The 26,180-nt window shown below is 37.5% G+C and carries 22 protein-coding genes; 13 read left to right on the top strand and 9 right to left on the bottom strand.

Features of this window, described 5'->3' with window-relative positions; genetic code table 11:
- Positions 1-11: 11 nt before the first annotated feature.
- Both RMO03_RS00385 and RMO03_RS00380 read right to left on the bottom strand, forming a co-directional pair.
- Positions 12-1,682, bottom strand: coding sequence for a DUF6029 family protein (locus RMO03_RS00385; RefSeq protein WP_309640095.1), 1,671 nt, complete (start codon positions 1,680-1,682; stop codon positions 12-14).
- Positions 1,683-1,685: 3 nt separating this feature from the next.
- Positions 1,686-2,162 (bottom strand): TlpA disulfide reductase family protein, encoded by a 477-nt coding sequence (locus RMO03_RS00380; RefSeq protein WP_309640094.1) that lies wholly within the window; start codon positions 2,160-2,162, stop codon positions 1,686-1,688.
- 95 nt (positions 2,163-2,257) lie between these two features.
- On the opposite strand from RMO03_RS00380, the gene RMO03_RS00375 reads away from it, so the two are divergent.
- The 3 genes from RMO03_RS00375 to RMO03_RS00365 all read left to right on the top strand — a co-directional run bounded on the left by RMO03_RS00375 (position 2,258) and on the right by RMO03_RS00365 (position 4,564).
- Positions 2,258-3,097, top strand: coding sequence for an Omp28-related outer membrane protein (locus tag RMO03_RS00375; RefSeq protein WP_309640093.1), 840 nt, complete (start codon positions 2,258-2,260; stop codon positions 3,095-3,097).
- 235 nt (positions 3,098-3,332) lie between these two features.
- The gene (locus tag RMO03_RS00370) at positions 3,333-3,785 is read left to right on the top strand and encodes a 6-carboxytetrahydropterin synthase (RefSeq protein ID WP_309640092.1); all 453 of its coding nucleotides are present in this window, start codon (positions 3,333-3,335) and stop codon (positions 3,783-3,785) included.
- Positions 3,786-3,808: 23 nt separating this feature from the next.
- Positions 3,809-4,564 (top strand): UDP-2,3-diacylglucosamine diphosphatase, encoded by a 756-nt coding sequence (locus tag RMO03_RS00365; protein ID WP_309640091.1) that lies wholly within the window; start codon positions 3,809-3,811, stop codon positions 4,562-4,564.
- A 1-nt stretch (position 4,565) separates the two neighbouring features.
- On the opposite strand, the gene recJ is transcribed toward RMO03_RS00365, so the two are convergent.
- A complete protein-coding gene (gene recJ, locus RMO03_RS00360; RefSeq protein ID WP_309640090.1) occupies positions 4,566-6,254 on the bottom strand; it encodes a single-stranded-DNA-specific exonuclease RecJ in 1,689 nt (562 codons plus the stop codon).
- A 124-nt stretch (positions 6,255-6,378) separates the two neighbouring features.
- Between recJ and ade the strand changes: the two genes are divergently transcribed.
- On the top strand, positions 6,379-7,998 hold the full coding sequence (gene ade, locus RMO03_RS00355) for an adenine deaminase (protein ID WP_309640089.1): 1,620 nt from the start codon (positions 6,379-6,381) through the stop codon (positions 7,996-7,998).
- Here the strand turns inward: ade and RMO03_RS00350 are convergent.
- The 3 genes from RMO03_RS00350 to RMO03_RS00340 form a co-directional block, all read right to left on the bottom strand.
- Positions 7,995-9,353 (bottom strand): thioredoxin-like domain-containing protein, encoded by a 1,359-nt coding sequence (locus RMO03_RS00350; protein WP_309640088.1) that lies wholly within the window; start codon positions 9,351-9,353, stop codon positions 7,995-7,997. The two genes, ade and RMO03_RS00350, sit on opposite strands and share 4 nt — an antisense overlap.
- A 222-nt stretch (positions 9,354-9,575) precedes the next feature.
- Complete coding sequence (gene rsmI / locus RMO03_RS00345; RefSeq protein ID WP_309640087.1) at positions 9,576-10,253, bottom strand: 16S rRNA (cytidine(1402)-2'-O)-methyltransferase; 678 nt, start codon at positions 10,251-10,253, stop codon at positions 9,576-9,578.
- Positions 10,254-10,387: 134 nt separating this feature from the next.
- Positions 10,388-11,353: a hypothetical protein gene (locus RMO03_RS00340; RefSeq protein ID WP_309640086.1), complete on the bottom strand. Its 966-nt coding sequence runs from the start codon at positions 11,351-11,353 to the stop codon at positions 10,388-10,390.
- A gap of 201 nt (positions 11,354-11,554) precedes the next feature.
- On the opposite strand from RMO03_RS00340, the gene RMO03_RS00335 reads away from it, so the two are divergent.
- The 7 genes from RMO03_RS00335 (at position 11,555) to RMO03_RS00305 (ending at position 21,439) form a co-directional block, all read left to right on the top strand.
- Positions 11,555-12,184 carry a thymidine kinase gene (locus tag RMO03_RS00335; protein WP_309640085.1) on the top strand — a complete coding sequence of 210 codons (630 nt, stop codon included), beginning with the start codon at positions 11,555-11,557 and terminating at the stop codon, positions 12,182-12,184.
- The gene (locus tag RMO03_RS00330) at positions 12,185-14,629 is read left to right on the top strand and encodes a bifunctional UDP-N-acetylmuramoyl-tripeptide:D-alanyl-D-alanine ligase/alanine racemase (protein WP_309640084.1); all 2,445 of its coding nucleotides are present in this window, start codon (positions 12,185-12,187) and stop codon (positions 14,627-14,629) included. It begins immediately after the preceding gene.
- Positions 14,630-14,674: 45 nt separating this feature from the next.
- The gene (locus tag RMO03_RS00325) at positions 14,675-16,969 is read left to right on the top strand and encodes a T9SS type A sorting domain-containing protein (protein WP_309640083.1); all 2,295 of its coding nucleotides are present in this window, start codon (positions 14,675-14,677) and stop codon (positions 16,967-16,969) included.
- A gap of 179 nt (positions 16,970-17,148) precedes the next feature.
- Positions 17,149-17,550, top strand: a complete 402-nt coding sequence (gene mscL / locus RMO03_RS00320) for a large conductance mechanosensitive channel protein MscL (protein WP_309640082.1) — start codon at positions 17,149-17,151, stop codon at positions 17,548-17,550.
- A 130-nt stretch (positions 17,551-17,680) separates the two neighbouring features.
- The gene (locus RMO03_RS00315; protein ID WP_309640081.1) at positions 17,681-18,670 is read left to right on the top strand and encodes an aspartate-semialdehyde dehydrogenase; all 990 of its coding nucleotides are present in this window, start codon (positions 17,681-17,683) and stop codon (positions 18,668-18,670) included.
- Positions 18,671-18,814: 144 nt separating this feature from the next.
- Positions 18,815-19,165, top strand: coding sequence for a hypothetical protein (locus RMO03_RS00310; protein WP_309640080.1), 351 nt, complete (start codon positions 18,815-18,817; stop codon positions 19,163-19,165).
- Between the two features lie 66 nt (positions 19,166-19,231).
- Positions 19,232-21,439, top strand: coding sequence for a TonB-dependent receptor domain-containing protein (locus RMO03_RS00305; RefSeq protein WP_309640079.1), 2,208 nt, complete (start codon positions 19,232-19,234; stop codon positions 21,437-21,439).
- Between the two features lie 191 nt (positions 21,440-21,630).
- Here RMO03_RS00305 and RMO03_RS00300 read toward each other — a convergent pair whose 3' ends face one another.
- A complete protein-coding gene (locus RMO03_RS00300) occupies positions 21,631-22,446 on the bottom strand; it encodes an SDR family NAD(P)-dependent oxidoreductase (RefSeq protein ID WP_309640078.1) in 816 nt (271 codons plus the stop codon).
- 200 nt (positions 22,447-22,646) lie between these two features.
- Here RMO03_RS00300 and RMO03_RS00295 point away from each other — a divergent pair, with 200 nt between their 5' ends.
- On the top strand, positions 22,647-23,021 hold the full coding sequence (locus RMO03_RS00295; RefSeq protein ID WP_309640077.1) for a DoxX protein: 375 nt from the start codon (positions 22,647-22,649) through the stop codon (positions 23,019-23,021).
- Between the two features lie 45 nt (positions 23,022-23,066).
- On the opposite strand, the gene mtgA is transcribed toward RMO03_RS00295, so the two are convergent.
- Complete coding sequence (gene mtgA, locus RMO03_RS00290; protein ID WP_309640076.1) at positions 23,067-23,747, bottom strand: monofunctional biosynthetic peptidoglycan transglycosylase; 681 nt, start codon at positions 23,745-23,747, stop codon at positions 23,067-23,069.
- 7 nt (positions 23,748-23,754) lie between these two features.
- Positions 23,755-24,867, bottom strand: a complete 1,113-nt coding sequence (locus tag RMO03_RS00285; RefSeq protein WP_309640075.1) for an FAD-dependent oxidoreductase — start codon at positions 24,865-24,867, stop codon at positions 23,755-23,757.
- Positions 24,868-25,103: 236 nt separating this feature from the next.
- On the opposite strand from RMO03_RS00285, the gene RMO03_RS00280 reads away from it, so the two are divergent.
- Positions 25,104-26,180 (top strand): reprolysin-like metallopeptidase (locus tag RMO03_RS00280; protein WP_309640074.1); only part of this gene is annotated, 1,077 nt, incomplete at its 3' end.

The raw sequence follows: 26,180 nt of genomic DNA, 5'->3' as shown, positions 1-26,180 counted from the left end.
GCAAATATAATTTAAAAAGTTGTATTTAAAGACAATGAAATCCCAGAACTTTCGGGAACGAATCTGCAAACACCGCCAACACATACCAAACCACCTCTTTGTCTGCCATAATTCAGCGCAATTCGGGTTGATTTTTGTCTGAAAGCACCACCTACATTATAATAATGGTTTCTCATTTCAACCTCATCGTTACCATAATTATACATGTCTGAAGCGAAGAATGAGTATTTTGAATTTAAATTAAATTCAACCGTAGAAGCCGCCCAATTCTTTTTATCTGAATCTGCCCACATGTGTTCTCCGACAACTCGAATCGATTTTGAATCGGTGAATTTATAAGTAGCTTCAGCTCCGAAAATGTTGGTTTTAACCAGTCCGTAGGTTTCTTCAATCAGTTTTTTATTATAATATTGGTTGATGTATGTGAAAGCCGACTGCCATTTTGGGCTCCATTTTTTGGTGATTTCTATATTATAATCTGAGAAATATTTTTTTCCAAAGCCAAGGAAATCAGTTTTATAATCCTTTTTAGGAAGGTAGAATTTTCCGCCCAATGCATTCCAATTCGAAGCATTGACAGCGACTTTTGTTCCGTATTTCCCGCCCAATGACGTTTGCTTTTTGAAATTGTAAAACACATCCAATTGCCCGCCGATTTCTCCAGTTTTCAATAAAGTTTCATCCGATAAATACACATTGGGTTGCGCTTGATACACATAAATATTCGCCAAATTATAATGGTGTTGCTTGGTTAAGCTCGGAACAAAATTCATAATTCGGTCATTGTAAGCATTTCCTTTGGCATTTCGTTCGGAGAAAAAGCCCATATTTTCTAGTCTTCTGAACGTTCCATCGAGCCCAAATCCTTTTTTAGAATAACCCATATTGACCAACAACGCATTGCCGGGTTTTATAAAATTATGTTCCACTTGTTCTTTTACCTCAACAACAGCATCGCGTGATTTGATGGTATATTCCGTAGAAAAATAAAACGCTTTGTGATTGAAATCGATTCTTCCCGCGAAACCATTAGTCAAACTATTGTAATCCGGATTGGAAACAGCCGTGATTGCTTCTTCTCTACCCACATAAGTCAACCCAAAAGATAATTCCGTGGTATCGAAATGGAATAAATCCGACAATACGAGTTCTGTATCGACGCCATAAACTTCGCCTTCGCTGATATCAAAACCGGTTCGTTGTCTGCCGTAAATACTTTTCAAAGTAAAATAGGACGTTGGTTTGAAAATCACCCTTCCACCGCGCAAAGCATTATTAATTCCTAAAGCTCGGTCTTCCCAGCTTCTATAAAGCAATCCGCTTCCGAATTGCTCGTAAAAATAACCTGCCGTAAGGTCGATTTTTTCATTTTTGAACTGAACAAAGTAAGTTGCCACATCCGATTTGTCAAATTTCGGATTGTAATTTAATAACGCTTGGTCTTCATAAGATTCTCCTTGAATACCGGCTGCCCAATTTTTATATTTTAAATTTAAAAAAAGATAATTGTTTGATCGTAATGGTATTTGAGGATGATCAACACCCAGTGGTTTGTCGTTTAAATACCATTGTGAATTCGATTCAAATCCGCCGAAAAAATTCAGGTTGTCTTTTTTAGTAACTTCTTGTGCGTGGGCACATATGGCAAACAAAACCATGAGAACGATAACTCTTATTTTCATGGTTTATAAGGTTTTCAATTTTTCGAACAATTCTTTTTCATTACCCGGAACATAACCATTTTGAATATGTACTATGGCACCGTTTTTAACCACAATCGTGTATGGAATATTAACAATCGACATCGCTCTTTTGAAATCCTGATTGGTATCCAACAACACATGATAATCCCAACCTTTGCCATTGATGAGTGGTTTCACTCTTTTTTGAGTTCTAGAATCATCGGTTGCTACTGCGATTACTTCAAAATTTACAGATTTTTTCCATTCTTCTTGCACATCATTCAACTCATCCAATTCGCTAATACAAGGCGTACACCAAGTAGCCCAAAAAGAAAAAATATAAAGTTTGTCTTTTTCCGCATAGTCATTTTTCAAAGAAACTGATTTTCCTTCTAGATTAACCAAGCTCAAATTAGGGACTTGCTTTTGTGCCAATACACTAAATCCAATAAAAAGCAATAGGAGTTGAAGTTTGTTCATAATTGTATAGTTTTGTATGCAAATAAATAAATTATAATCATCAAAATAAAATATAATTTGTTTTATTTGCAATAATAAAATTCAAGTTTGCAGCTATGAAAAAATCTGGTTTTTTAGGGCTTCTTTTGATCACCTTATTTTTCGCTTCTTGTAGCAGTACAGAAATGATTTATGCGCCTATCGCTGTTGATGACAGTGTTGATGCACCACCTGTTACGGGTCTATTCAAAAAAAAGGTATTGATAGAAGATTATACCGGCACCTGGTGTGGCAATTGCACGCGAGTTTCCTACGCCATTAGCAAAGTCGAAGAACAAACAGACAATGTCGTAGCCGTTGCCATTCACAATGGAAATGATCCTTATCATTATGCAGCAGTTGGGCCTTTGCAAGAATTGGTTTCTCCGAATCATGATTTAGAATTACCAGTATCCCGATTGAACAGAATCACGATGTGGACTCCTTTCGAAAACGATCATATCGAAGAAGCATTAAATTTAACCAGTAATAATTGCGGGCTTGGCTTAGCCATCCATTCGATGACAGGCGACGGATCAATCAGCCTTGATGTGAAAGTGAAATTTGCACAGAATTATGATAACCTAAGATTGGTCGTATACGTGTTAGAAAATCATCTGATTTACCGCCAATACAATTATTATACTTTCTGTTATGGCGGTGTTCGGCCAACAATACAAAATTTCGAACACAACCATGTACTTCGAGCTGCTTTAACTGATTTGTTAGGAAATACTTTAACGAATACCAATTTCAATCAAACCGTTACGACTAATTTTTCGGTGGTGCTTCCTTCAAACATCAGCAATGCAGACAATATCAGTTATGTCGCTTTTGTTGTAGATGCGAACAACAATGTAATCAATGTCAGATCTGCTGAAAGCAACGAAGATCAAACTTTCGAAGAAAATCCTTAACCGATTATAACATCAATACAAAACTTAGTCGCTCGAAAGGCGGCTTTTTTTGGGCGTGACCACAAGGGTCGGGCTCTCGCGACTCGCTTTTTTTATTTCCGCTGCGCACAAATAAAAAAGAGCTCAGACAAACGCTCCATCCCTCACGCGACCTACAACTCCGAACCCACAACTGATTAATAAAAACCTTCTGATTTATTTCAAAAGTGATTACCTTTACACCAAAATTTTCTTCATGAGTAACATCAGGATTACCAAAGAATTCAGCTTCGAAACCGGCCATGCGTTATATGGCTACGATGGAAAATGCAAAAATGTTCACGGTCATAGTTACAAACTTTCCGTTACTGTGATAGGCGTTCCGATTAGCGACAGAACCAATGTAAAATTCGGTATGGTCATCGATTTTTCTGATTTGAAGAAAATTGTCAAAGAAGAAATCGTAGACCATTTCGATCACGCTACCGTTTTTAATGAAACCACGCCCCATATCGAATTGGCCAACGAATTGAAAAATCGCGGGCATCACGTAATCCTCGTCAGTTACCAACCAACAAGTGAAAATATGGTCACCGATTTTGCTGAAAAAATAAAAAACAGACTGCCAAAATCAATTCAGTTGCATTCGTTGAAATTGCAAGAAACTGATTCTTCTTTCGCAGAATGGTATGCAAGCGATAATATCTAAACTGAATTCCCTAACTTAGCTTCATGACCATTTCCGAAAACAAGAAAATATATTTCGCTTCCGACCAACATTTTGGCGCACCGACTGCGGAATTAAGTTTCCCACGAGAACAAAAATTTGTCGCTTGGCTTGATCAAGTAAAGCAAGATGCAGAAGCCATTTTCCTATTAGGCGATTTATTCGATTTTTGGTTCGAATATAAAAAAGTGGTTCCCAAAGGGTTCGTTCGCGTTTTAGGCAAATTAGCCGAAATCCGCGACAGTGGTATTCCCATTTATTTCTTCGTCGGCAACCATGATTTATGGATGTCGGATTATTTTCAAAAAGAACTCAACATTCCGGTGTATCACGACAATCAAGAATATACATTTGGAAACAAAACCTTTCTAATCGGCCACGGCGACGGAAAAGGCCCGGGGGATAAAGGCTACAAACGCATGAAAAAAGTATTCACCAATCCGCTTTCCAAATGGATTTTTAGATGGTTGCATCCTGACATCGGCGTTAGTCTTGCCCAATATCTTTCGGTTAAAAACAAACTCATTTCGGGCGACGCCGACGTGAAGTTTTTAGGCGAAGACAACGAATGGCTCGTGCAATATGCCAAGCGTAAATTAGAAACCAAACATTACAATTACCTTATTTTTGGACACCGACATTTACCGATGATTATCAAAGTTGGTGACAATGCAGAATATGTGAATCTTGGTGATTGGATTGGTTATTTTACTTACGGTGTCTTTGACGGAGAAACTTTCGAATTAAAAACATTTCAATAGACTATTGCAAATCCTTGAATCGCAATTGTACGGAAACATTGCCATTCCATTCGTTTTCTTCAATACAATACACTGCTTCAAATGGTTTTTTGTTTTTGGTTAGATTGATTTTATCGGCCAAACCAAACCCAATCGCCGGAAAACTATCCGAATTTTTTTGTTTGACAAACAATTTCAAATGGGTTTCATCGCCACCAATTTTTTTAGCATAACCCGTATCAAACATATTTTGAGTTAAGAAAACCGGCGTTCTGTTTTGTGGGCCAAAAGGTTCGAATTGTTTTAAAAGGCGCGTCAATTTTGGCGTGATTTCATTAAAATCAATTTCAGCATCAATTTCAATTTCGGGTGTAAGCATTTCCGGTGCGATGGTTTCACGGACTACTTTTTCAAAAGCATCTTTGAATTTTTGATAGTTTTCAGGTTTCAATGTCATGCCCGCAGCATACATATGACCTCCGAATTGTTCTAGATATTCCGAGCAAGCTTCAAGCGCATTATACACATCAAAACCAATAACCGAACGCGCTGAAGCGGCATACTTATCACCACTTTTGGTAAATACAATCGTCGGTCGATAATGATTTTCTATCAATCTTGACGCTACAATCCCAATCACGCCTTTGTGCCAATCTTCTTGAAAAACCACGGTTGTAAAACGTTTTTGCTCCTTATTATCTTCAATTTGTTGTAATGCTTCTTTGGTAATTTTTTGGTCTAAATCTTTTCGGTCGGCATTGTATTGTTCGATTTCGGAAGCGAATTGTTGCGCTTGTTCAAAATCAAATTCCGTCAACAATTCAACCGCATGATTACCATGCTTGATTCTTCCGGCTGCATTAATTCGAGGTGCAATGATAAAAACAACATCGGTTATGGTTAATGCATTTTTTTTAATCTTTTGCGTCAAAGCCTGAATTCCCGGGCGCGGATTCTCATTGATCACTTGCAAACCAAAATGGGCCAGAATTCTATTTTCACCGGTCATTGGAACAATATCAGCAGCAATGGCAGTAGCAACCAAATCGAGATAAGGAACAAAATCATCTATCGTTTGATTTCGATTTTGTCCTAAAGCCTGTATCAGTTTGAAGCCGACACCGCAACCGCATAATTCATCATAAGGATAAAAGCAATCCTCGCGTTTCGGATCTAAAATCGCAACCGCTGCCGGCAAAGAATTTCCTGGACGATGGTGGTCGCATATGATAAAATCGATGTTTTTATCTTTCGCATAAGCAACATGATCAATCGATTTAATACCACAATCTAAAGCGATAATCAACGAAAATTCGTTGTCGTCGGCAAAGTCGATGCCTTTGTACGAAATACCGTAACCCTCGTCATAACGGTCTGGAATGTATGTCGCAATGTTTGGATAAATGGTTTTTAAATAAGAAGAAACCAAAGCAACAGCGGTTGTTCCATCAACATCGTAATCGCCAAAAACCAAAATATTTTCTTGGTTGTTTATGGCGGTCTCAATGCGTTCGACCGCTTTGTCCATATCTTTCATCAGATGCGGATTGTGCAAATCGTCTAAATTCGGACGGAAAAATTGTTTCGCTTGTTCGAAGCTTTCGATGCCACGTTGTAGCAAAAGTTTGGCGGTAATCTCATCAACATTCAAAACATCTTGAAGATGCTTTACTTTGTCGGTTTCAGGTTTGGTTTTAAGTGTCCAGCGCATAAGATAAATTTTGTTTGGTGTATAAATAATTGAATTGTTTTTCAAATTTAAGAAAAAAATCTTTGTCACGAATGCACAAATCCATTTGAAAAAATTCGTTCTTTGTCTTTCAAAACAAAAGATTATGCAAATTCAAGGACAAATCGTCGATATCAAAAACAAACGGATTTATTCGGGAGAAGTACATGTCGAAAACGGAAAAATTATTGCTTTGATTGAAAAGGAACACGGCAACAAAAACTATATTCTTCCGGGTTTTATTGACGCGCATATTCATATCGAAAGCTCGATGTTGGTACCTTCCGAATTTGCAAAAATCGCGGTGCTTCATGGCACGGTTGCTACGATTTCCGACCCACATGAAATTGCAAATGTGCTCGGAGCAGCCGGCGTTTATTACATGATTGAAAACAGTAAAAAAGTGCCTTTGAAATTTCACTTTGGCGCGCCATCATGTGTTCCTGCAACTTCATTCGAAACTGCTGGAGCCATTATCGATTCTGATGGTATCAAAGAGTTGATGTCACATCCTGATATCTATTATCTCGCAGAAATGATGAATTATCCGGGCGTTTTGTTTGATGATCCTGAAGTTCTCAAAAAAATCGAGTGGGCGAAACATTTTGACAAACCAGTTGATGGACATGCTCCGGGATTGCGTGGTGAGTCCGTGAAAAAATACATTAACGCAGGAATTACAACCGACCACGAATGCTTTACGTTTGAGGAAGCGCAAGAGAAATTATCTTTAGGCATGAAAGTCTTAATTCGTGAAGGAAGTGCTGCCAAGAATTTCGAAGCGTTAATCGATTTGTTACCCGAGCATTTTGAGAATATGATGTTCTGTTCCGATGACAAACATCCTGACGATTTGATTGTAAGTCACATCAATGCTTTGTGCGCGCGTGCTGTTGCAAAAGAAATTGATGTTTTTAAAGTACTGCAAGCCGCTTGCATCAATCCGGTGCACCATTATAAAATGAATGTTGGTTTGTTGCGTGAAAACGATGCGGCTGATTTTATTATCGTGGAAGATTTAAGCAATTTCAAAGTATTGCAAACTTACATCGATGGTAAATTGGTAGCCGAAAATGGAAAGTCTTTTGTGACGCATGTCGATTTTGAAACACCCAATAATTTTAACGTCGATGAAAAGCAAATCAGCGATTTTGAAGTGACCGGAACTGCCTCAAAAATTAGAGTAATTGAAGCTTTAGAGGGGCAACTCATCACAAACGAAATTCATCACGAAGCCTTACATTCAGAAGGAAAAATTTTAGTTGATATATCAAATGATGTGCTGAAGATGGCGGTAGTAAATCGCTATCAAAATACCAAACCCGCGATTGCTTTTATTAAGAATTTTGGTCTCAAAAAAGGAGCTATTGCGAGTTCAGTAGCGCATGATTGCCATAATATTGTAGTGGTTGGCACATCGGATGAGGAAATTTGCCATGCCGTAAATGTACTGATTAGAAACACCGGAGGCATTTGCGCTGTGCATGGAACTGAAGTCAAATCGTTAGCGCTTCCCGTTGCCGGAATCATGAGCGACAAAGATGGTTGGGAAACCGGAAAACGGTATCAAGAAATTGATGCGATGGCGAAATCATTAGGGAGTCAGTTAAAAGCGCCGTTTATGACATTGTCGTTTATGGCTTTATTGGTGATTCCGGATTTGAAATTATCGGACAAAGGCTTGTTTAGTGGGAAGGCTTTTGAGTTTGTGAATTTGGAGGTTTAATCCTTATCCAAGTATTTTTGAAGATCGGTTAAAACGCTTTGCGCATCCATTTTCGATACGATTTTCCTTTTCGAATCAATGAGCACGAACGAAGGCAATGTCGTTAAAACATACTCGCCAAAAGAATTATTGTTTGGTCCTTCCATAACATTAATCCAGCCGGAGCCCATATATTTCTTTATGAAACCAATCCATTCCGCATTTCCAGTGTTGGCTGCGACGGTAAATATTTTAAATCCTTTCGATTTGTATTGTTCTGCGATTGGACCCAATTTGGGCAGTGTTTCTTGGCAATGTGAGCAGCCCGGACTGTATAAAGCAAGTAATGTATACTTTGAAGATAACGCAACATCCTTTAACTGTTGTGTGTTTCCTATGGTGTCTTTTAGACTTATATTAATCAAAGGAGCGCCTACCATACATTTCGCAAGCCGTTGCAACTTTGCCTGAACAACTTGCTGCACCATTTTATTAGGATGCGCCTGCGCCCAATAGATATAACCGTTGATCAAATCCTGCCGCTTGCTTTTTTCAAGTGCATCATAAAGAGCGTCCTCGAGGCGTTTGGCCGCTTCGGTGTTTTTTGAAGCTAGATTGAGTAACCCATCAAAAGGAGCAAATGAGCTATTGTTTTTATCGCTTATGAAATCAATGTAGTTTTCCAAAATGAATGTGGGAAGTGATGTATTGTAGAACTTGGGGTCGGCGAAAACTTGACGCTTTAGGTAATTTTGACGAAGACTCAAAATAGAAACAAGGTCTTTTTCGCTTACGCGGTCGGCAACAGTAAGATGATTGGCGGCATAAGTTTGCGGATTTTGCTTCGCCAAAAGTGTGAGTCCCGTTTGATAGTCATGCAAGTGTTTTGCAAATTCTTGAAACACTGCAACATCATCGAGATTTTTGGTGCGAAAGCTGTCGATATCGGTTGAAAACTTTTTACGCAGGTTTAAAAAATCCTGATACGCTTTATTTTCTTTTGAATTATTAACCTGAATCGAATTTAGGGCATCATTACTACACGTCAAATCCAATTGGTATGTTTTTTCGCTTGCGGTAGCTATAAAATATTGTGAAAACATGCCTTTCTTAATGTATACCAAACCCGGTTCTTTTAGCGAAAACTTAGCTTTGAATTCGCCATTCGCATTGGCATTGATGGCTTTCACATCATGCTCGGCTCCATGGAATCCTCCAAAATACAAATCGACTGGTTTGTGGCAATCGTTGAGCAATTTCCCTGAAATCTGAATATCAAATGATGTGTTTGCAGCTTTCGGTTTTGATTTTTTTGTCTGAGATGAAGCACATAAGCTTGAAGTAATAAAAAATAAGGCGAGAAGATTTTTCAACATAATAATTTTATTTAGACAATAATCCGTTGATTCATATTTTGCATTAAGCCATACAAAAATAAAAACTTTTGCTAATATTTTTGATTTGATTTAAGGATTTAAAATTTTCTGCATACCGTGAACCGCGTTAGGGATTGAGCGTTTGTTTGAGCTCTTTTTGCGCCGGCTTTCGGCGTGAAAAAGCGAGTGCGAAAGCCCGACCCGTAGGGAAACGCCCCAAAACTACTTAGTCGATTTACCACCAACCACGACTACAATTTCACCTTTTGGAGGTTTGTTTTCGAAATGTGTCAACACTTCTTTTGCGGTGCCGCGAACATTTTCTTCATGCAGTTTCGACAATTCTCGCGACACACAAACCTGGCGATCTTCACCGAAATACTGTACAAATTCAGCCAAGGTTTTGACCAATTTATGAGGCGACACATACAAAATCATCGTTCTGGTTTCTTCTGCCAAAGCTAAATATCGGGTTTGTCTTCCTTTTTTATCGGGCAAAAAACCTTCGAAAACGAATTTGTCGTTGGGCAAACCACTGTTGACCAACGCGGGCACAAAAGCTGTGGCTCCGGGCAAACATTCTACTGTAATATTATTTTCGACACAAGCGCGTGTGAGCAAAAATCCGGGATCTGAAATCGCGGGCGTTCCTGCATCGGAAATGAGTGCAATGGTTTCGCCGGATTTGAGTCTGGAGATTAAGTTCTCTACGGTTTTATGTTCGTTATGCATATGATGGCTGTGCATATGCGTGTTGATTTCGAAATGCTTGAGTAGTTTTCCGCTCGTTCGCGTGTCTTCGGCCAGAATCAAATCGACTTCTTTTAGAATGCGGATGGCGCGAATCGTCATGTCTTCTAGATTGCCTATTGGCGTGGGAACGATGTAGAGTTTTGACATAATGTGAATCTTTATTAAACACGGATTTCACAGATTATCACGGAAAAAATCTGTGTTAATCTGTGAATTGAAAATCAGTGAACACAAATAAAAATATAGCCAAGTGAGCTAAATCTGTGTTCGTTTTTATATTTCTAAGAGAACTTTTTCTCTACAATTTCCATGAAACGTTCGGCGTATTCGTCTTTGCCTTCCCAATTGTTGTAATCGGGTTTGACCATGGTATCGATAAAATCTTGTGCTTCATCAAACGTGTCAAAGGTCATCAATTGTGATAACACGCGGTTGTAGTCTTCGCTGCTGTTGGCAAACAGATTACTCATGAATGCGATGCGGTCGTTGAGTCCGATAATGATGCCTTTGGCTATTCGGTCATTGAGTGACATAGCTTCTTTATTAATAGAAATCACCGGAGCTGCATCGTTGTAGCTTCTTCCGATTGGAATCACATTCGATGGTTCGTTCTGTTTTTCTTGCGCTAATTCTTCAGGTTTTACGAAAACTGGATCTACATAATCGGCGCCTAACAAATCATCGAAAGTAATTTGAGGCGATACGTTTTTGATTTCTTCTTTTATTTGTTCTGCTATTTCTTCGTCTTTGGTGTCGAAAGCCAATTCGAAAGCAGGTTTGAAATCGTTTTCTTCTGCAGCGACTGGAGCTTCCGCTTCATTTGAATCTTCGGTTTCTTCTTCAACAGTTTCTTCTGCTACTGGCTCAATTTCATCTTCGGTTGCTTCAACTTCTTGTTCTTCTTCGATAGCTTCTTCTTCCGTTTCAGAATTGTCTACAACTTCTTCTTCAGCTTCTGCCACGGCAATTGGAGCGGTTGCTTCTTCTTCAATTTCGACAATGGTTTCTGCTATTGGCTCTGATTGCTCGTCTTTGGCTTCAAAAGCAGCTTCTATTGTATCTTCTATTTCAGCACGTCCGATGGTTGGTTTTACTTCATCAAAATGGTCTTCCACGAATCGAAGAACCGTCAATTTCTCATAGAGATTTTGAGCTTCCTGATGCAGTTGATGTAATTCTGATTTGTTTTTAAGCTTTAAAATTCGATGCGCTATGCTGATCAATTCGGCTTCCAACTTTTTTTTCATAACTTTTAAAATTACCTTAGAATTGGGGTTAGTTTTTTTAATAATTATCTTCTTTGCGATTTATTTAATCAAAGGATGAAGTCACCTTAAATAAAATTTTTCTACTTTTGACAACGGCGTAAATATACTAATTTTTATATCGGTTTATTTATACTACAAAGTAATAAAATCTATTCATCTTTAGCGCAAGAAAAATACAAAATGTTTCTCGAAAATACAGTCAATCATAAAGAACAATTTGGATGGATAGAGGTAATCTGCGGCTCGATGTTCTCAGGGAAAACCGAAGAATTAATCCGCCGTTTGAAGCGCGCGCAATTTGCCAAACAAAAAGTCGAAATTTTCAAGCCTTCCATTGACACGCGTTATGATGAAGAAATGGTCGTTTCACACAACAAAAATGAAATCCGTTCAACGCCAGTTCCCGCCGCTGCCAACATTGCTATTTTAGCGCAAGGTTGTGATGTAGTCGGCATTGATGAAGCACAATTTTTTGATGATGAAATTGTAAAAATATGCAACGATTTGGCCAATTCCGGAATTCGTGTCATCGTAGCCGGTCTCGATATGGATTTTAAAGGAAATCCGTTTGGTCCGATGCCTGCACTTATGGCAACCGCTGAATATGTGACTAAAGTACACGCTGTTTGCACACGCACCGGAAATCTTGCCAATTACAGTTACAGAAAAACCGACAACGACAATTTGGTTTTTCTTGGAGAAACCGAAGAATACGAACCTTTGAGCCGCGCCGCTTATTATCATGCCATGCAAAAAGGTCAGGAAAAACAAGAAGCTGAAAAGGCCAAAACCCGCAAAAATCAAGAATAATTGGTTTTATCCATCAAAAATATTGTCCCAATCCTTCATGCCCAATGGTTTGGTAAGCATCCGAATACTTTAATTGAAAACATTGCTATCGACAGTCGTTCGCTGCAAAACGGCGCTCAGACTTTATTTTTTGCGATTGTCGGTCCGAATAATGACGCGCATATTTACATAGAAGAATTGCTTGAAAAAGGCGTTCGCAACTTCGTGGTGACACACATTCCTGAATCATTTAAAGACCAAGCGAATTTTTTAGTCGTAGAAAACACGCTTGATGCTTTACAAAAATTCGCAGCACACCATCGTGATCTTTTTGATTTTCCGATTATCGGAATTACAGGAAGTAATGGAAAAACAATCGTCAAAGAATGGCTTAATTTTCTGTTGAGTCCGGATTATAACATCATTCGAAGTCCGAAAAGTTATAACTCGCAAGTCGGCGTTCCGCTTTCGGTCATTGCGATTAATGCGCAACACAATCTTGGAATTTTCGAAGCTGGAATTTCGACGGTTCATGAAATGGAAAAACTCGAGAAAATCCTCAAACCTACGATTGGCATTTTAACCAATATCGGTTCTGCGCACGACGAAGGTTTTGCCAACATTGGTGAGAAAATGAAAGAGAAACTCAAGCTTTTCCACCACGCCAAAATATTAATCTACAATAAAAACAAATCGATTGATGCATTTCTGAATCCGAAATTAAAAACTTTTTCTTGGAGTTGCAAGGATGAAGAAGCCGATGTATTCATCGCCAAAAAATCGATTTTAGATAAAACACTTTTAAAAATCCGATATGCGGAATCGACTTTTGAAATCAAAATTCCATTTCAGGACGATGCTTCTGTAGAAAATGCGATCCAATGCATTATGACGCTTTTGTATTTTGGTTACAACCCAAAAACGATTGAAAGCCGCGTTGAATTGTTGTTTCCTGTCGAAATGCGTTTGAAAGTTAAGAACGGCATCAACAATACTATGCTCATTGACGACAGTTACAGTTCAGATTTCCAATCACTCAAAATTGCACTCGATTTCCTTGAAAGTCAAAAACAATACAAAAAGAAATCATTGATTTTATCGGATATTTTTCAAAGCGGTTTGTCTGATGAAGAATTGTATTCGAAGGTTTCTCAACTGATTATTTCGAATAAAATCAGTCGTGTGATTGGCATTGGCGAGACGATTTCGAAATTTAAAAATAAGTTTTTGAATTGCATTACGTTTCCGAATACCGATGCGTTTATCAGCCAAATAGAAAGTTTGAATTTTGGCAATGAAACCATATTAATCAAAGGTGCGCGAACTTTTAATTTCGAAAAAATCGTACACGCTTTAGAAGAAAAAACACACGAAACAGTTTTAGAAATCAACCTCAACGCGATTAGTCACAATTTGAATTTCTTCAAATCGAAATTGAAACCCAAAACCAAAATGATGGTGATGGTCAAAGCTTTCGGTTATGGCAATGGTGGATTTGAAATCGCCAAATTGCTCGAACATCATAAAGTAGATTATCTTGGAGTTGCGTTTGCAGATGAAGGAATTTCGCTTAAAAACGACGGCATCAAATTGCCGATTATGGTTTTGAATCCTGAATCTACTAGTTTTGCAGCAATTATTCAACATCAATTGGAGCCGGAAATTTATAGTTTGAAAGGTTTGAATGCCTTTTTGAAAATTGCAGAACAGAAGAAATTAAAAAATTATCCGATTCATATTAAGCTCGACACCGGCATGCACCGTTTGGGTTTTGAAACAGAACAATTAAAAGAATTGATTGCTAGGTTGAAAGACAACAAAACAGTTCAAGTAAAAAGCATCTTGTCGCATATGGCCACGAGCGATGATTTGGAACATCATGAATTTGCTTTAGAGCAGATTGCGTTGTTTGAAAAATTATCATCAGAATTGATTTTCGAATTAAAAATCAAACCGATTCGCCACATCTTAAATACTTCAGGAATCAGCAATTATCCGAAAGCACAATATGATATGGTTCGTTTGGGTATCGGCCTTTACGGAATTTCGAATGATGCTGAAGAGCAAATCAATCTTGAAAATGTCGGCACTTTAAAATCGATTATTTCTCAAATTCGAACCATTGATATGGGCGAAAGTGTCGGTTATGGCCGTAGATTCATGGCAACGAAAACCACAAAAATAGCTACTGTTCCTATTGGCTATGCCGATGGTATTTCAAGACATTGGGGCAACGGTGTTGGTTTCGTTACGATTCATGACCAAAAAGCTACAATTGTCGGAAGTATTTGTATGGATATGTTGATGGTTGATGTGACTGACATTGCTTGTTTAGAAGGCGATCCGGTGATTATTTTTGGTGAAAGTCCAACCGTTATTTACATCGCTGAAAAACTACAAACGATTCCGTATGAAATTCTGACCAGCATTTCGCAAAGGGTGAAGCGCATTTTTTACAGAGAATAAGCTTTTAAAAAACTACATTTGCCTGATTTTTTATACTTTACATTTATGAAAAAATATTATTTCTCTTTAGTTTCATTGCTATATTTAGTTGTTACCAACGCACAAATCGTCAACATCCCAGATGCCAATTTTAAAGCAAAACTGTTGCAGGCGGGGCCAAATGAAATGATTGCTTCTACTTCAACGTCTTCCGATTCAGGAAATGTGACTGTATATAGTAAAGTAGATACCAATAATGATGGCGAAATTCAGGTAAGTGAAGCGAGTGTGATAAAATATCTCAATATCAGCTCGGCACCTGTTCACAGCCTCGAGGGGATTAGTAGTTTTACTAACCTGCAAACTTTGCAGATCAGTTCTATCGAATTATCAGGCTTAGATTTGAGCAGTTTGGTTAATTTAAAATTTTTTTATTGCAGCTCAAGCGGTTTAACGAGTTTAAATGTGAATGGGCTAATTAATTTACAAAAATTAGGTTGTCCTTTTAATGATTTGCAAACTTTAAATCTAAGTGGATTAACAAGTCTGAAAGAAGTAGTTTGTCCTCATAATCAATTGACAAGTTTAGACCTTAGCGGTTTGATTAATATGACCAATGTAGAATGTTATGGAAATCAACTAACGAGTTTAATTGTAAATGATTTGATTCATTTAACCAGCTTGTTTTGTTACAACAATCATTTGACAAGCATTGATATTAGTAATCTGACCTATTTGACCCTTTTGAATTGTCGAGTAAATCAACTCACAAGTTTGAACGTTGAAAATCTGATTAATTTGACCCGATTGTTATGCGACAACAATCAACTAACAACGCTTTTTTTAAAAAACAACAATGTTAGTTGGACTACATTAGACCTGGGAAATAATCCCAACCTGATTTATATTTGCGCTGACGAAGCCGATATCATTTCCATTCAGCAAAATGTGGCGAACTTGGGCTATACGAATTGTCAGGTCAATAGTTATTGCAATTTTACATCTGGCGGTATATTCTATACTATTGAGGGCAGTAAAAAAATCGACGGCAACAACAATGGTTGTGACACTTCTGATGTGTCTTATCCGTATTTAAAATTTACCATTTCGAGTGGAGTGAACTCTGGCACTTTAATTTCTAATGCCACAGAAGAAAATTATTCCATTACTGTACCGGCAGGAACCCACACCATCACACCAAGATTCGAAAACCCGACTTATTTTACCGCTTCACCTGTCAACGCATCGGTAACTTTTCCATCAAGTGGCAATCCTTTTGTTCAGAATTTTTGTATTGTGCCTAATGGTGTTCATCACGATTTAGAAGTGGTTTTCATTCCAATAAGCAATGACATCCGCCCAGGCATCAATGCCAGATATAAATTAAAATACAAAAACAAAGGCAACTTGACTGAAAATGCCACCGTTAATTTAACATATAACGATCAGATTTTAACCTATATTTCTTCGTCTTTGCCTTCGACACAATCACCAAATACCCTTTCTTGGAATCTTGGCAACCTTACTCCATTTCAATCCGGTGAAATTGTAATCACCCTAGCCATCAATACTCCGCTGGATATTCCTCCTGTAAACATGGGTGACATTTTGCATTATACCGCAAATATTGACGGTTTAAATACTGACGAAACGCCCGAAGATAATACGGCTACATTAAACCAATTGGTTTTTAACTCATTCGACCCTAATGATAAAGCGTGTTTAGAAGGTAGCGTCATCAGTGCAAATTTGATTGGTAAATATGTACATTATAAAATCCGTTTTGAAAATACCGGAACTTTTGCCGCCGAAAATATTGTTGTAAAAGACATCATCGACACTACAAAATTCGACATTTCTACGCTACAACTTACTGATGCCTCGCATAGTTGTACCACTAGAATCAACAATACAGACAAAGTAGAGTTTATATTCGAAAATATCAATCTCCCTTTTGATGATGGAAACAATGATGGTTACTTGGTTTTCAAAATCAAAATCAAACCCACAGTACTTGCAAATTCAACAATAAGCAATTTGGCTAATATTTACTTTGATTATAATTTTCCGGTTGTTACCAATACTACTACTTCCTCATTTGAGGTCTTGAAAAATGACACTTTTGAATTTGATACTTATTTGACGATGTATCCAAATCCTGTCGGTGAATTTCTTAATCTAATTACAAAACAAGATATAGAAATATATAGTTTAACGGTTTACAACATTTTAGGACAACAAGTTCAAAACAGTGTAAATCCAGACAAAAAAGTGGATGTTTCAAGTCTGAAAACCGGAAATTACATTGTCAAAGTGATGACTAACAAAGGGCTTTCCAGTAGCAAATTTGTAAAATCGTAAGAATTTCTTATTGCTAAACTTTTAAAAATCAGACTTCAATGGTGTTTTAAGAAGCTTTTCTCCAAAAGAAAATTTTCTTTAGAGAAAAGTAAATCTTAAGAAAATAATAGCGCAAATGTTAATTTATTCTATAATTTAGCGAATCAATTAAATAGAATATTAACTAATCCCAATTAATTATGTTAAAAGAATTCAAGAGTTTTATTATGACAGGCAACGTGATTGAATTCGCAGTTGCTGTAATTATGGCTGGTGCCGTTGGTGCTGTCGTTAACGGATTTGTTGCTGATATCGCGATGCCAATCGTAGGAATGCTAACCGGCGGAATGGATTTCGCTTCGCTTAAATACGTTTTATCTCCTGAAGTTAAAGACGCAGCAGGCGCAGTTGTTACTCCTGAAAATGCCGTTAGATATGGTGCTTGGATTAATACTATTGTTAGTTTAATTGTTGTAGGTTTTGTAATGTTTTTGATTATCAAAGCTTATGGGAAAATGAAAAAGCCAGCTCCAGCAGCTGCTCCAGCAGGTCCAACTCAAGAAGAATTACTTACGCAGATTAGAGATTTATTGAAAAAATAATACCGCTACACTATATATTTAACCCAACCATTCGTTTCGGCGAATGGTTTTTCTTTTTATAAATTATCCAATCAAGATAAATTCTAGTTATTTTTGTGCTTTAAAAATTCAAACTTAAATAAAGAACTATATGAAAGTTGCTGTTGTAGGCGCTACCGGAATGGTTGGCGAAGTGATGCTTCAAGTATTGGCCGAAAGAAATTTTCCTGTAACCGAATTAATTCCGGTTGCTTCTGAGAAATCGGTTGGAAAAGAAATCGAATTCAAGGGAAAAAAGTATAAAGTTGTAGGCATGCAAACCGCTGTCGATATGAAAGCCGATATTGCTTTGTTTTCTGCCGGTGGACAAACTTCTTTAGATTGGGCGCCGAAATTCGCAGCTGCTGGAACAACAGTAATCGACAATTCTTCGGCCTGGAGAATGGACTCAACCAAAAAATTAGTCGTTCCTGAAATCAATGCCTCGTTGTTGACCAAAGAAGATAAAATTATTGCCAATCCGAATTGTTCTACAATACAAATGGTTTTGGTTTTAGCTCCATTACATAAAAAATACAACATCAAACGTGTGGTAGTTTCGACTTATCAATCGATTACAGGAACTGGTGTCAAAGCTGTTGAGCAATTGGAAAATGAATATGCCGGCATTCAAGGTGAAATGGCTTACAAATATCCTATTCATCGCAATGCCATTCCGCAATGTGATGTTTTTGAAGACAACGGTTACACCAAAGAAGAAATGAAACTCGTTCGTGAAACTCAAAAAATTATTGGCGATTCTAGTATCGCAGTTACTGCAACTGCCGTGCGTGTACCTATTGTTGGCGGCCATAGCGAAGCGGTAAACGTGGCTTTCACTAATGATTTTGATATTAATGAAGTACGCAACATTTTACACCATACTTCAGGTGTTGTTGTGCAAGACAATACCGACACATATACCTATCCGATGCCTATGTACGCGCAAGGAAAAGATGATGTTTTTGTAGGAAGAATTCGCCGTGATGAAAGCCAACCCAACACTTTAAACATGTGGATTGTTGCTGATAATTTACGCAAAGGTGCCGCTACGAATACGGTTCAAATTGCGGAATATTTGGTAGCGAATCATTTGGTATAAAACATTCAGCTCAAAATAAAAACAACCGCGAATTCACGAATTATTAAATTAAAATTCGTGAATTCGCGGTTTCATTTTTCCTAATCAATCCAAAACTTTGTTAAAACAAACCGGTTTTTTTAGGGGTTTACTACATTTGTCCCGATGAAAAAAAGGTTTGCCATAATCAATTCGACCTTAATGGTTGCAGTATTGTTTTCAATGCTGCTGCAATCGGTGCATTCGTTTGAGCATTTAAGTAAATTATTTTCCGAAAAACAATGCCATCATAAATACACTGGTCAAACCGAAATTTCGCATCAACACCATCCTTTTGATAAATGTTTTGTGTGTGAATTTACGTTTAGCACTTTCATTACGCCGCAAACTTTTTCGCATACACCACATTTTACAATAGGATTAATCCCTTATTGTTTTTTCGCTCCGACCGAAATTATTTTTTCGTTTTCGGGAAGTTCCTATTCGCTTCGTGGCCCGCCAAGTGCTATTGTTTAAATAACGTCATGACTTCCAATCACAAGTTGGAAGTAGTCTATCATTTATAACAATATCATTTATCTTATGAAAAAAATTATATCCATCCTATTGCTGGGGTTTACGGCTATGTTGCATGCGCAAAATTCGGTTTCAGGAACCGTAACCGATGCCAAAAGTCAACCTATAAAAGGCGTTACTGTGAATGTTCCTGAAATTCACAAAGGAACCACTACCGATGAAAACGGAAAATACACCTTAAACAATCTCCCAAATGGCAATCTAAAATTGACGTTCAGCTTTATTGGATTTGCCACTCAAAATAAAATCATTTCACTTGAGCAAAAAGAAACTGTTCTCGACATCAGCCTTGAAGAAAAAGCATTTCAAATGGATGAAGTCATTGTTTCGACGGCTTTCAATAAATTGCAATCGCAAAACGTCATGAAAGTCGAACACGCCAGTATGCGATCGTTACAACAAAAAGGAACTTCAACTTTAATTGAAGGTTTGGCGACAATTCCCGGCGTTTCGCAAGTTTCCACAGGAACGTCGATTGGAAAACCAGTCATTCGAGGCTTGAGTGGCAATCGGGTTTTGGTGTACTCGCAAGGCGTTCGTGTCGAAAACCAACAATTTGGCGATGAGCACGGTTTGGGTTTGAATGATGCCGGCGTTGAAAGTGTTGAAGTCATCAAAGGTCCGGCTTCGTTGCTTTACGGATCGGATGCGCTTGGCGGCGTATTGTATTTCAATCCCGAAAAATTTGCGGAACCACAAACTTTCAAAGCGAATTTTAGTCAAAAATTATTTTCGAATACTTTGGGAAGCAATACTTCTTTGGGTTTGAAAACATCAACTGAAAACTGGAAATTTTCGGCGCGAGGAAGTTACAACACACATTCAGATTATAAAATTCCAAATGGCGATCGAGTGACCAATACACGTTATAATGAATCCGATTTTAAAACAGGCATCGGCTATTCAAATGCGAAATTTTCTAGTGTATTGCGCTATAACTATAACAAACTCGACTTGGGTATTCCCGAAAATGGCATTGCGGAACAAACATCAAGCAAAAAAACAGCGTTTCCTAAGCAAGGTGTTTTCAATCATTTGTTGAGTTGGAATAATATCGTGTATTTTAAAAATTCAAAGCTCGATGTTGATTTGGGTTATATAGAAAATGACCGAAGTGAATTTGAAGACAGTGATGTTGCGAGCTTGCACATGAAACTTAAAACGTTCAATTACGATGCGAAATTTCATTTGCCGAAATTTGGAAAAATCGAATCGATTGTTGGCATTCAAGGAATGCATCAAACCAACTCCAATTCTGGTGAAGAATATTTAATTCCCGATGCCACTACGAATGATTTCGGTGTTTTCGGCACTTTCAATTACGAATGGAAATCGAATGTCATTCAAGCCGGATTGCGTTTCGACAACAGAAAAATCACAAGCATTGCACATGGAATATCAGGTGATGAAGGTTCGTTTGACGCCATCAAAAAAAGCTATGACAGTTTTAATGCCGCACTCGGATACAAAACCAATTTGCAGCAAGATTTGACTTTTCGACTCAATGTTGCTTCGGGATTTCGCGCGCCGAATTTGGCAGAATTGACTTCGAATGGTGTTCATGAAGGCACGAATCGCTATGAAATTGGAAACGCCAATTTGAAAACCGAACAGAATATCCAAACCGATATTAATTTAGAATACAACAACAGTCATTTCGAATTTTTCGCCAACGGATTTTACAATCATATCAATCATTATATTTATGCTGCGCCTGCAGGAACAGTAATTGATGGCAATGATGTGTTTGATTACATTCAAAACAATGCGATGCTTTACGGTGGTGAAATTGGGTTGCATTTTCATCCACATCCGCTCGATTGGTTGCATTTGGAAAGTAGTTTTGAAAACGTCACGGGCAAAAAACAAAACGGCGATTATTTGCCCTTAATTCCTGCGAATAGTTGGAGCAATACGATTCGTACGGAATTCAATGTCAAAAAATGGTTGACCGATGGATTTGCGACTTTGAATGCTGTGTATACTTTTGACCAGAACAATGTGAGTGGATTTGAAACGCGCTCGAATGATTACACTTTAGTAAATCTCGGATTTGGAGGGAAAATTCATTTCGGAAAAACAGCTTTAGATGTCAATTTAAACGCAAACAATCTGCTCAATAAAACCTATATCGCGCATTTATCACGTTTGAAAACCGATGGCATTCCGAACATTGGAAGAACAGTGGTTTTGGGATTGAATTTTACGATATAAGGAATTCAAAGTCAACCGCAGATTCGCAGATTTTTTTAAAACTTTGCGTCTTAGCGCCTTTGCGAGATATAAATTTGGCTCGCAAAGGCGCTAAGACGCAAAGAAAAACATAAATTTTTAGCAGTAAACTATAGTATAAAGTTCTGGATAATCACTAATGTTTAATAATCCGCGAATCTGCGGCCGACTTTTTATTTCAAAACAAACCTTCTAATCACACAATTGAACAATCGATAACCCAATACTGCCCGAAGCATTTTCATCACATTAGCATCAAAACCAATCGAATATCTTCTGAAATTTGGGTTAGGATTTTCAGCAATCGACAATAATTTTTGGGTGATTTTTGGTGTTAAATCAACATTCTTTGCGGTTTTTTTATGAAGCAGTTCGGTGACTTTATCCATTAATGTATTGTAAGATGGAATTCCTGAAGTGGCCGATTTAGTAACATTGCTTTGAAAATTCGTCGCGGCATTACCAAATTGCACCGTACAAACTGAAATGTTGAAATCGAGTAATTCATAAGCCATACATTCCGAAAAACTCTCGACGGCTTGTTTGGTCGAATGATAGAAACTTCCCAATGGCAAATTGACCAATCCGGCAATCGAAGAAATATTGATAATCTGCCCGTAGTTTTGTTGTCTGAATACGGGAATAAAAGCGCGCGACATTTTTACAACACCAAGCCAATTGACATTGACAATGCTATTGATATTAGTGTCTTCGGATAATTCCACAAAACTTCGGTAACCAATTCCTGCATTATTAATCAATGCATCGATGGTTTTAAAATCTTGAAGTATTTTTTCTTTGGCTGCATTGATGCTTTCGGTTGAAGTCACATCCAAAAGATAACTGTGAATATTGGGAATGCTTCGAATGTCTTTTCCTTCTTCTAAACAAATCATCGTGGCGATGACGTTCCAACCGTTGGAAGCGAAATGAATTGCTGTAGCTTTGCCGACCCCGCTCGATGCGCCGGTGATTAAAATAGTCTTCATAAATAATTATCAAGCTGTGAATATAGGATTAAAGCTTAATTTTTCATTGTTTTCTATAAAATAAATTTGCATCAAACGGAATCTACATATTAATCAAATTTTAAGAAATTTTTTTAGTTATTAAGCGTAAAATATGTTTTTTATAAAGAATAAATTATTAATTTAGGATTTTATTTAAAGTCTAATTAACCCAAATAGCTATGAATTCACAATTTACTTTACTCGTTAGAATCACATTAGGGATTTTGCTTGTTGTTTTTGGCAGCAACAATTTTTTACATTTCATTCCGCTACCACCACCAACAGGTTCCGCAGCAGATTTTATGAATTCATTAGGCGCGACTGGTTATATTTTCCCGGTTGTAGGTATTTTAGAAGTGATTATTGGCGCGATGCTTTTAATTAAAAAATGGGTGGCTTTCGCTTTGATTTTACTCGCGCCGATTTCTATTAATATTTTACTTTTCCACCTATTTCTTGACATTCCCGGCGTTAGTGCCGCACTATTGGTGGTAGTCTTGAACACGATTATGATATACAAACATTGGAAACAATACATTCCGTTGTTCCATTAATATAAAAACAAAAAGCGCTTTGAGAACAAGGCGCTTTTTTTATGATTAATAATCGAGTTTCCCAACATAACTCATGTGCTTTACAATTCTGCCTTTTCTTCTATTAATATAGGAAGAAGAATTGGTCGCTTTAAATTTCCTTGGATTTGGAAGAATGGCGGCAATTCCGGCGGCTTCATTTTTAGTCAAATCGACAGCGCTTTTTCTGTACCAATATTTCGACGCGGCTTCGGCTCCGTATACACCATTGCCCATTTCAATGCTATTAAGATAGACTTCCATGATGCGTTCTTTGCCCCAAATCAATTCGATTAGAACGGTGAAATAAGCTTCAAGACCTTTTCGGATATAACTTCGTCCTTGCCACAGAAAAACATTTTTTGCGGTTTGTTGAGAAATTGTGCTTCCACCTTTTAGTTTTTTTCCTTTCTCATTGCCTTCCATCGCCTTTTGAATCGCTTTAAAATCGAAACCATGATGGGTTAGGAAATTCGCATCTTCACTGGCAATTACGGCTTTTTGTAAATTGGTTGAAATTTCTTCAATCGGAACCCAATCATGGCTGCAAACCATATCGTCTCCGTCGAGTTTGTTTCCAATAGCGCGTGTTACCATCAATGGTGTTGACGGAATCGGAACCCATTTGAAGATGAAAACTGAAAGAATAGAAATTACAAAAAACCAAAGCAGCACTTTTCCGATAATGCGAAGTATTTTCTTTACCATATTATATTTAAATTAAATCCGCCAACTCATTCCCGATTAAACTTCCAATGGCAACGCCCATTCCGCCTAATCTTACACCACAATAGACATGATCTGACAATTGTGAAACGATTGGGTTTTTACTCGATCCCAATCCCATAATGCCGCTCCAGCGGTGTTCGATTTTAAAATCGATATCAGGCAAAATGACTTCTTTTAAAAGTTCATCCAATCGATTTTGAATTAATGAGGTTTCACCCAATTCGGTTGTAGTTTCGCCTTGAAAATCAAGGTTTCTTCCGCCACCTAAAAGAATTCTGTTGCCTACATTTCTGAAATAATAGTAACCTCTATCGATGTGAAAAGTACCTTTGATATCCAAATTCGGAATCGGTTCGGTGATCAAAACCTGGGCTCGTGCTGGCTTTACTTCTTGTGCAATCAATTGATTGGCAAAACCGTTCGTGGTGAATAATAATTTTTTTGTTGTGAAACTAAAATCACCCAAAGCCACTTCAACACCATTTGAATTTTCTTCAAAAGCCGTGACTGTTTGTTGGTTGAGTATTAAAATATTGTTTGAAACTGCTTCTTTTAATAGCGCTTGCATCATATTTCCGGTATCGATTTGCGCTTCGAAAGGATTGAAAATCAAATATTCGTGAATGCCACTAAAATTGAAGCGGTCGATTTCTTTGAGGAACACATCCGTTTTAAAAATCGGTTTGATGATTTCATTAATGAACAGCAATTTTTGTAAACTTTCATGATAGGCAGATTCATCTTCCTTTAAAAACAATTCATAGCCACCATAAGGTTGAAAATCAATGGTAGCATCGCCTAATCTTTTTCGCAACAATTGCAAACCATTCCAACGTTTTTGAATCAGTTGAATGACTTCTTCTTCCGAATGTGATTTTAAATCTTCCGTGATTTCAGAAATGCTTCCAAAACAAGCAAATCCAGCATTTTTTGTACTGGCGCCTTGTGGCAACATGCCTTTTTCGAGTATTAAAATTTTACTTTCTGGAAAACGTTCGCGCAATCGAAGTGCCGCATGCAAGCCGACGATACCGCTTCCTACGATGGTATAATCAACGTTGGTGAACCAATTTTTTATTTCCCAATAACTCAAATTCATCTGCGATAGTTTGTATAAAAATAGTTTTTATCTGATTCAAAAATAAATCCGCTGATGAATTATTTTATTTTCAAACGCTTTATTTCATTAATTGTAAGAAATCAACCCATGATATAAGAAATATCCAACTTATTTTTTAAAATATTGTGAAAAATGTTGATAAACTCTTCGTTTATTCGATAATTGGTTAAAAAATAATTTTACATTTGAAGCCGAATTTAACCAAAACTCGAATTATGAAAAACAAATTACTCTCGATTGCTCTAATTGCAATCACTGGTTTTTCCTTTGCCCAATCAGGAAAAGCTTTATGGAAAGCTACTGCAAAAAACCCAAGCGCAGTAACTTTTGCAAATAAACAAAGTATTGTTAATCCACGATTATTTGCACTTGATGTCAATCAATTAAAACAAAGTCTAACCAACGCACCTAAAAGATTCGCTTCGAATGCACAGTCGAATGTTATTGTTTCTTTTCCTAATGCGCAAGGACAATTGGAGCAATTTCGCGTGAAAGAATCTTCTAATATGGATCCGGCATTGGCAGCAAGATATTCTGACATTAAATCCTATATAGGACAAGGTGTAGAAAATCCGGCTTCTACGATTTATTTTAGTTTGTCGCCGCTTGGTTTACAAACTATGGTCGTTAAAGCGGATCAATCGGCTGAATTCATCGAACCTTACACTACAGATTTAAGCACTTATACGGTTTATAGAAAATCTGACAAAGCGGCTTCATTAAGTCCTTTCGAATGTAGAGTTGTTGAAACTGTTAATGCTGACATTCGTAATGTTGTAGTTGCACGACCAAATGCTGATGATGCTACTTTAAGAACATTCCGTTTAGCAATGTCTGTAACAGGTGAGTATACCGTTTATTTTGGCGGAACAAAAGCGTTGGCTTTGGCTGCTATCAATAATACGATGACTCGTGTTAATGGTGTTTTTGAAAAAGATTTCGGAGCTAGAATGACATTGATTGCTAATACTGATGCTGTTATTTATACAAGCGCTTCAACAGATCCTTATTCTGCTGCGGCAACCGGATCCGGTGGTGCTTGGAATTCAGAATTGCAGAGTACATTAACTTCTGTAATTGGTGAAGCTAATTATGATATTGGTCACTTATTTGGTGCTTCCGGTGGTGGTGGAAATGCAGGTTGTATTGGTTGTATTTGTTCAAGTGGAAAAGGAAGCGGAATCACTTCTCCGGCTGACGGAATTCCATCAGGAGATAATTTTGACATCGATTATGTAGCCCATGAAATTGGACACCAAATGGGAGCTAACCACACATTTACTCAAAGCAAT

Origin of the sequence: Flavobacterium sp. (assembly GCF_031411595.1) — a bacterium.
Lineage (GTDB): Bacteria > Bacteroidota > Bacteroidia > Flavobacteriales > Flavobacteriaceae > Flavobacterium.
Note: the sequence above shows the minus strand (reverse complement) of the source record. Positions and strands in the feature narration are given on the sequence as shown.

Bases quoted from the DNA above. Each gene is read 5' to 3' on its own strand.
- RMO03_RS00300 (WP_309640078.1), bottom strand. From the start codon at position 22,446: ATGAAGACTATTTTAATCACCGGCGCATCGAGCGGGGTCGGCAAAGCT.
- mtgA (WP_309640076.1), bottom strand. From the start codon at position 23,747: ATGGTAAAGAAAATACTTCGCATTATCGGAAAAGTGCTGCTTTGGTTT.
- ade (WP_309640089.1), top strand. From the start codon at position 6,379: ATGCAAATTCAAGGACAAATCGTCGATATCAAAAACAAACGGATTTAT.
- RMO03_RS00335 (WP_309640085.1), top strand. From the start codon at position 11,555: ATGTTTCTCGAAAATACAGTCAATCATAAAGAACAATTTGGATGGATA.
- RMO03_RS00375 (WP_309640093.1), top strand. From the start codon at position 2,258: ATGAAAAAATCTGGTTTTTTAGGGCTTCTTTTGATCACCTTATTTTTC.
- RMO03_RS00385 (WP_309640095.1), bottom strand. From the start codon at position 1,682: ATGAAAATAAGAGTTATCGTTCTCATGGTTTTGTTTGCCATATGTGCC.
- mscL (WP_309640082.1), top strand. From the start codon at position 17,149: ATGTTAAAAGAATTCAAGAGTTTTATTATGACAGGCAACGTGATTGAA.
- RMO03_RS00350 (WP_309640088.1), bottom strand. From the start codon at position 9,353: ATGTTGAAAAATCTTCTCGCCTTATTTTTTATTACTTCAAGCTTATGT.
- RMO03_RS00305 (WP_309640079.1), top strand. From the start codon at position 19,232: ATGAAAAAAATTATATCCATCCTATTGCTGGGGTTTACGGCTATGTTG.
- RMO03_RS00370 (WP_309640092.1), top strand. From the start codon at position 3,333: ATGAGTAACATCAGGATTACCAAAGAATTCAGCTTCGAAACCGGCCAT.
- RMO03_RS00310 (WP_309640080.1), top strand. From the start codon at position 18,815: ATGAAAAAAAGGTTTGCCATAATCAATTCGACCTTAATGGTTGCAGTA.
- recJ (WP_309640090.1), bottom strand. From the start codon at position 6,254: ATGCGCTGGACACTTAAAACCAAACCTGAAACCGACAAAGTAAAGCAT.
- RMO03_RS00325 (WP_309640083.1), top strand. From the start codon at position 14,675: ATGAAAAAATATTATTTCTCTTTAGTTTCATTGCTATATTTAGTTGTT.
- RMO03_RS00365 (WP_309640091.1), top strand. From the start codon at position 3,809: ATGACCATTTCCGAAAACAAGAAAATATATTTCGCTTCCGACCAACAT.
- RMO03_RS00315 (WP_309640081.1), top strand. From the start codon at position 17,681: ATGAAAGTTGCTGTTGTAGGCGCTACCGGAATGGTTGGCGAAGTGATG.
- rsmI (WP_309640087.1), bottom strand. From the start codon at position 10,253: ATGTCAAAACTCTACATCGTTCCCACGCCAATAGGCAATCTAGAAGAC.
- RMO03_RS00380 (WP_309640094.1), bottom strand. From the start codon at position 2,162: ATGAACAAACTTCAACTCCTATTGCTTTTTATTGGATTTAGTGTATTG.
- RMO03_RS00340 (WP_309640086.1), bottom strand. From the start codon at position 11,353: ATGAAAAAAAAGTTGGAAGCCGAATTGATCAGCATAGCGCATCGAATT.
- RMO03_RS00285 (WP_309640075.1), bottom strand. From the start codon at position 24,867: ATGAATTTGAGTTATTGGGAAATAAAAAATTGGTTCACCAACGTTGAT.
- RMO03_RS00295 (WP_309640077.1), top strand. From the start codon at position 22,647: ATGAATTCACAATTTACTTTACTCGTTAGAATCACATTAGGGATTTTG.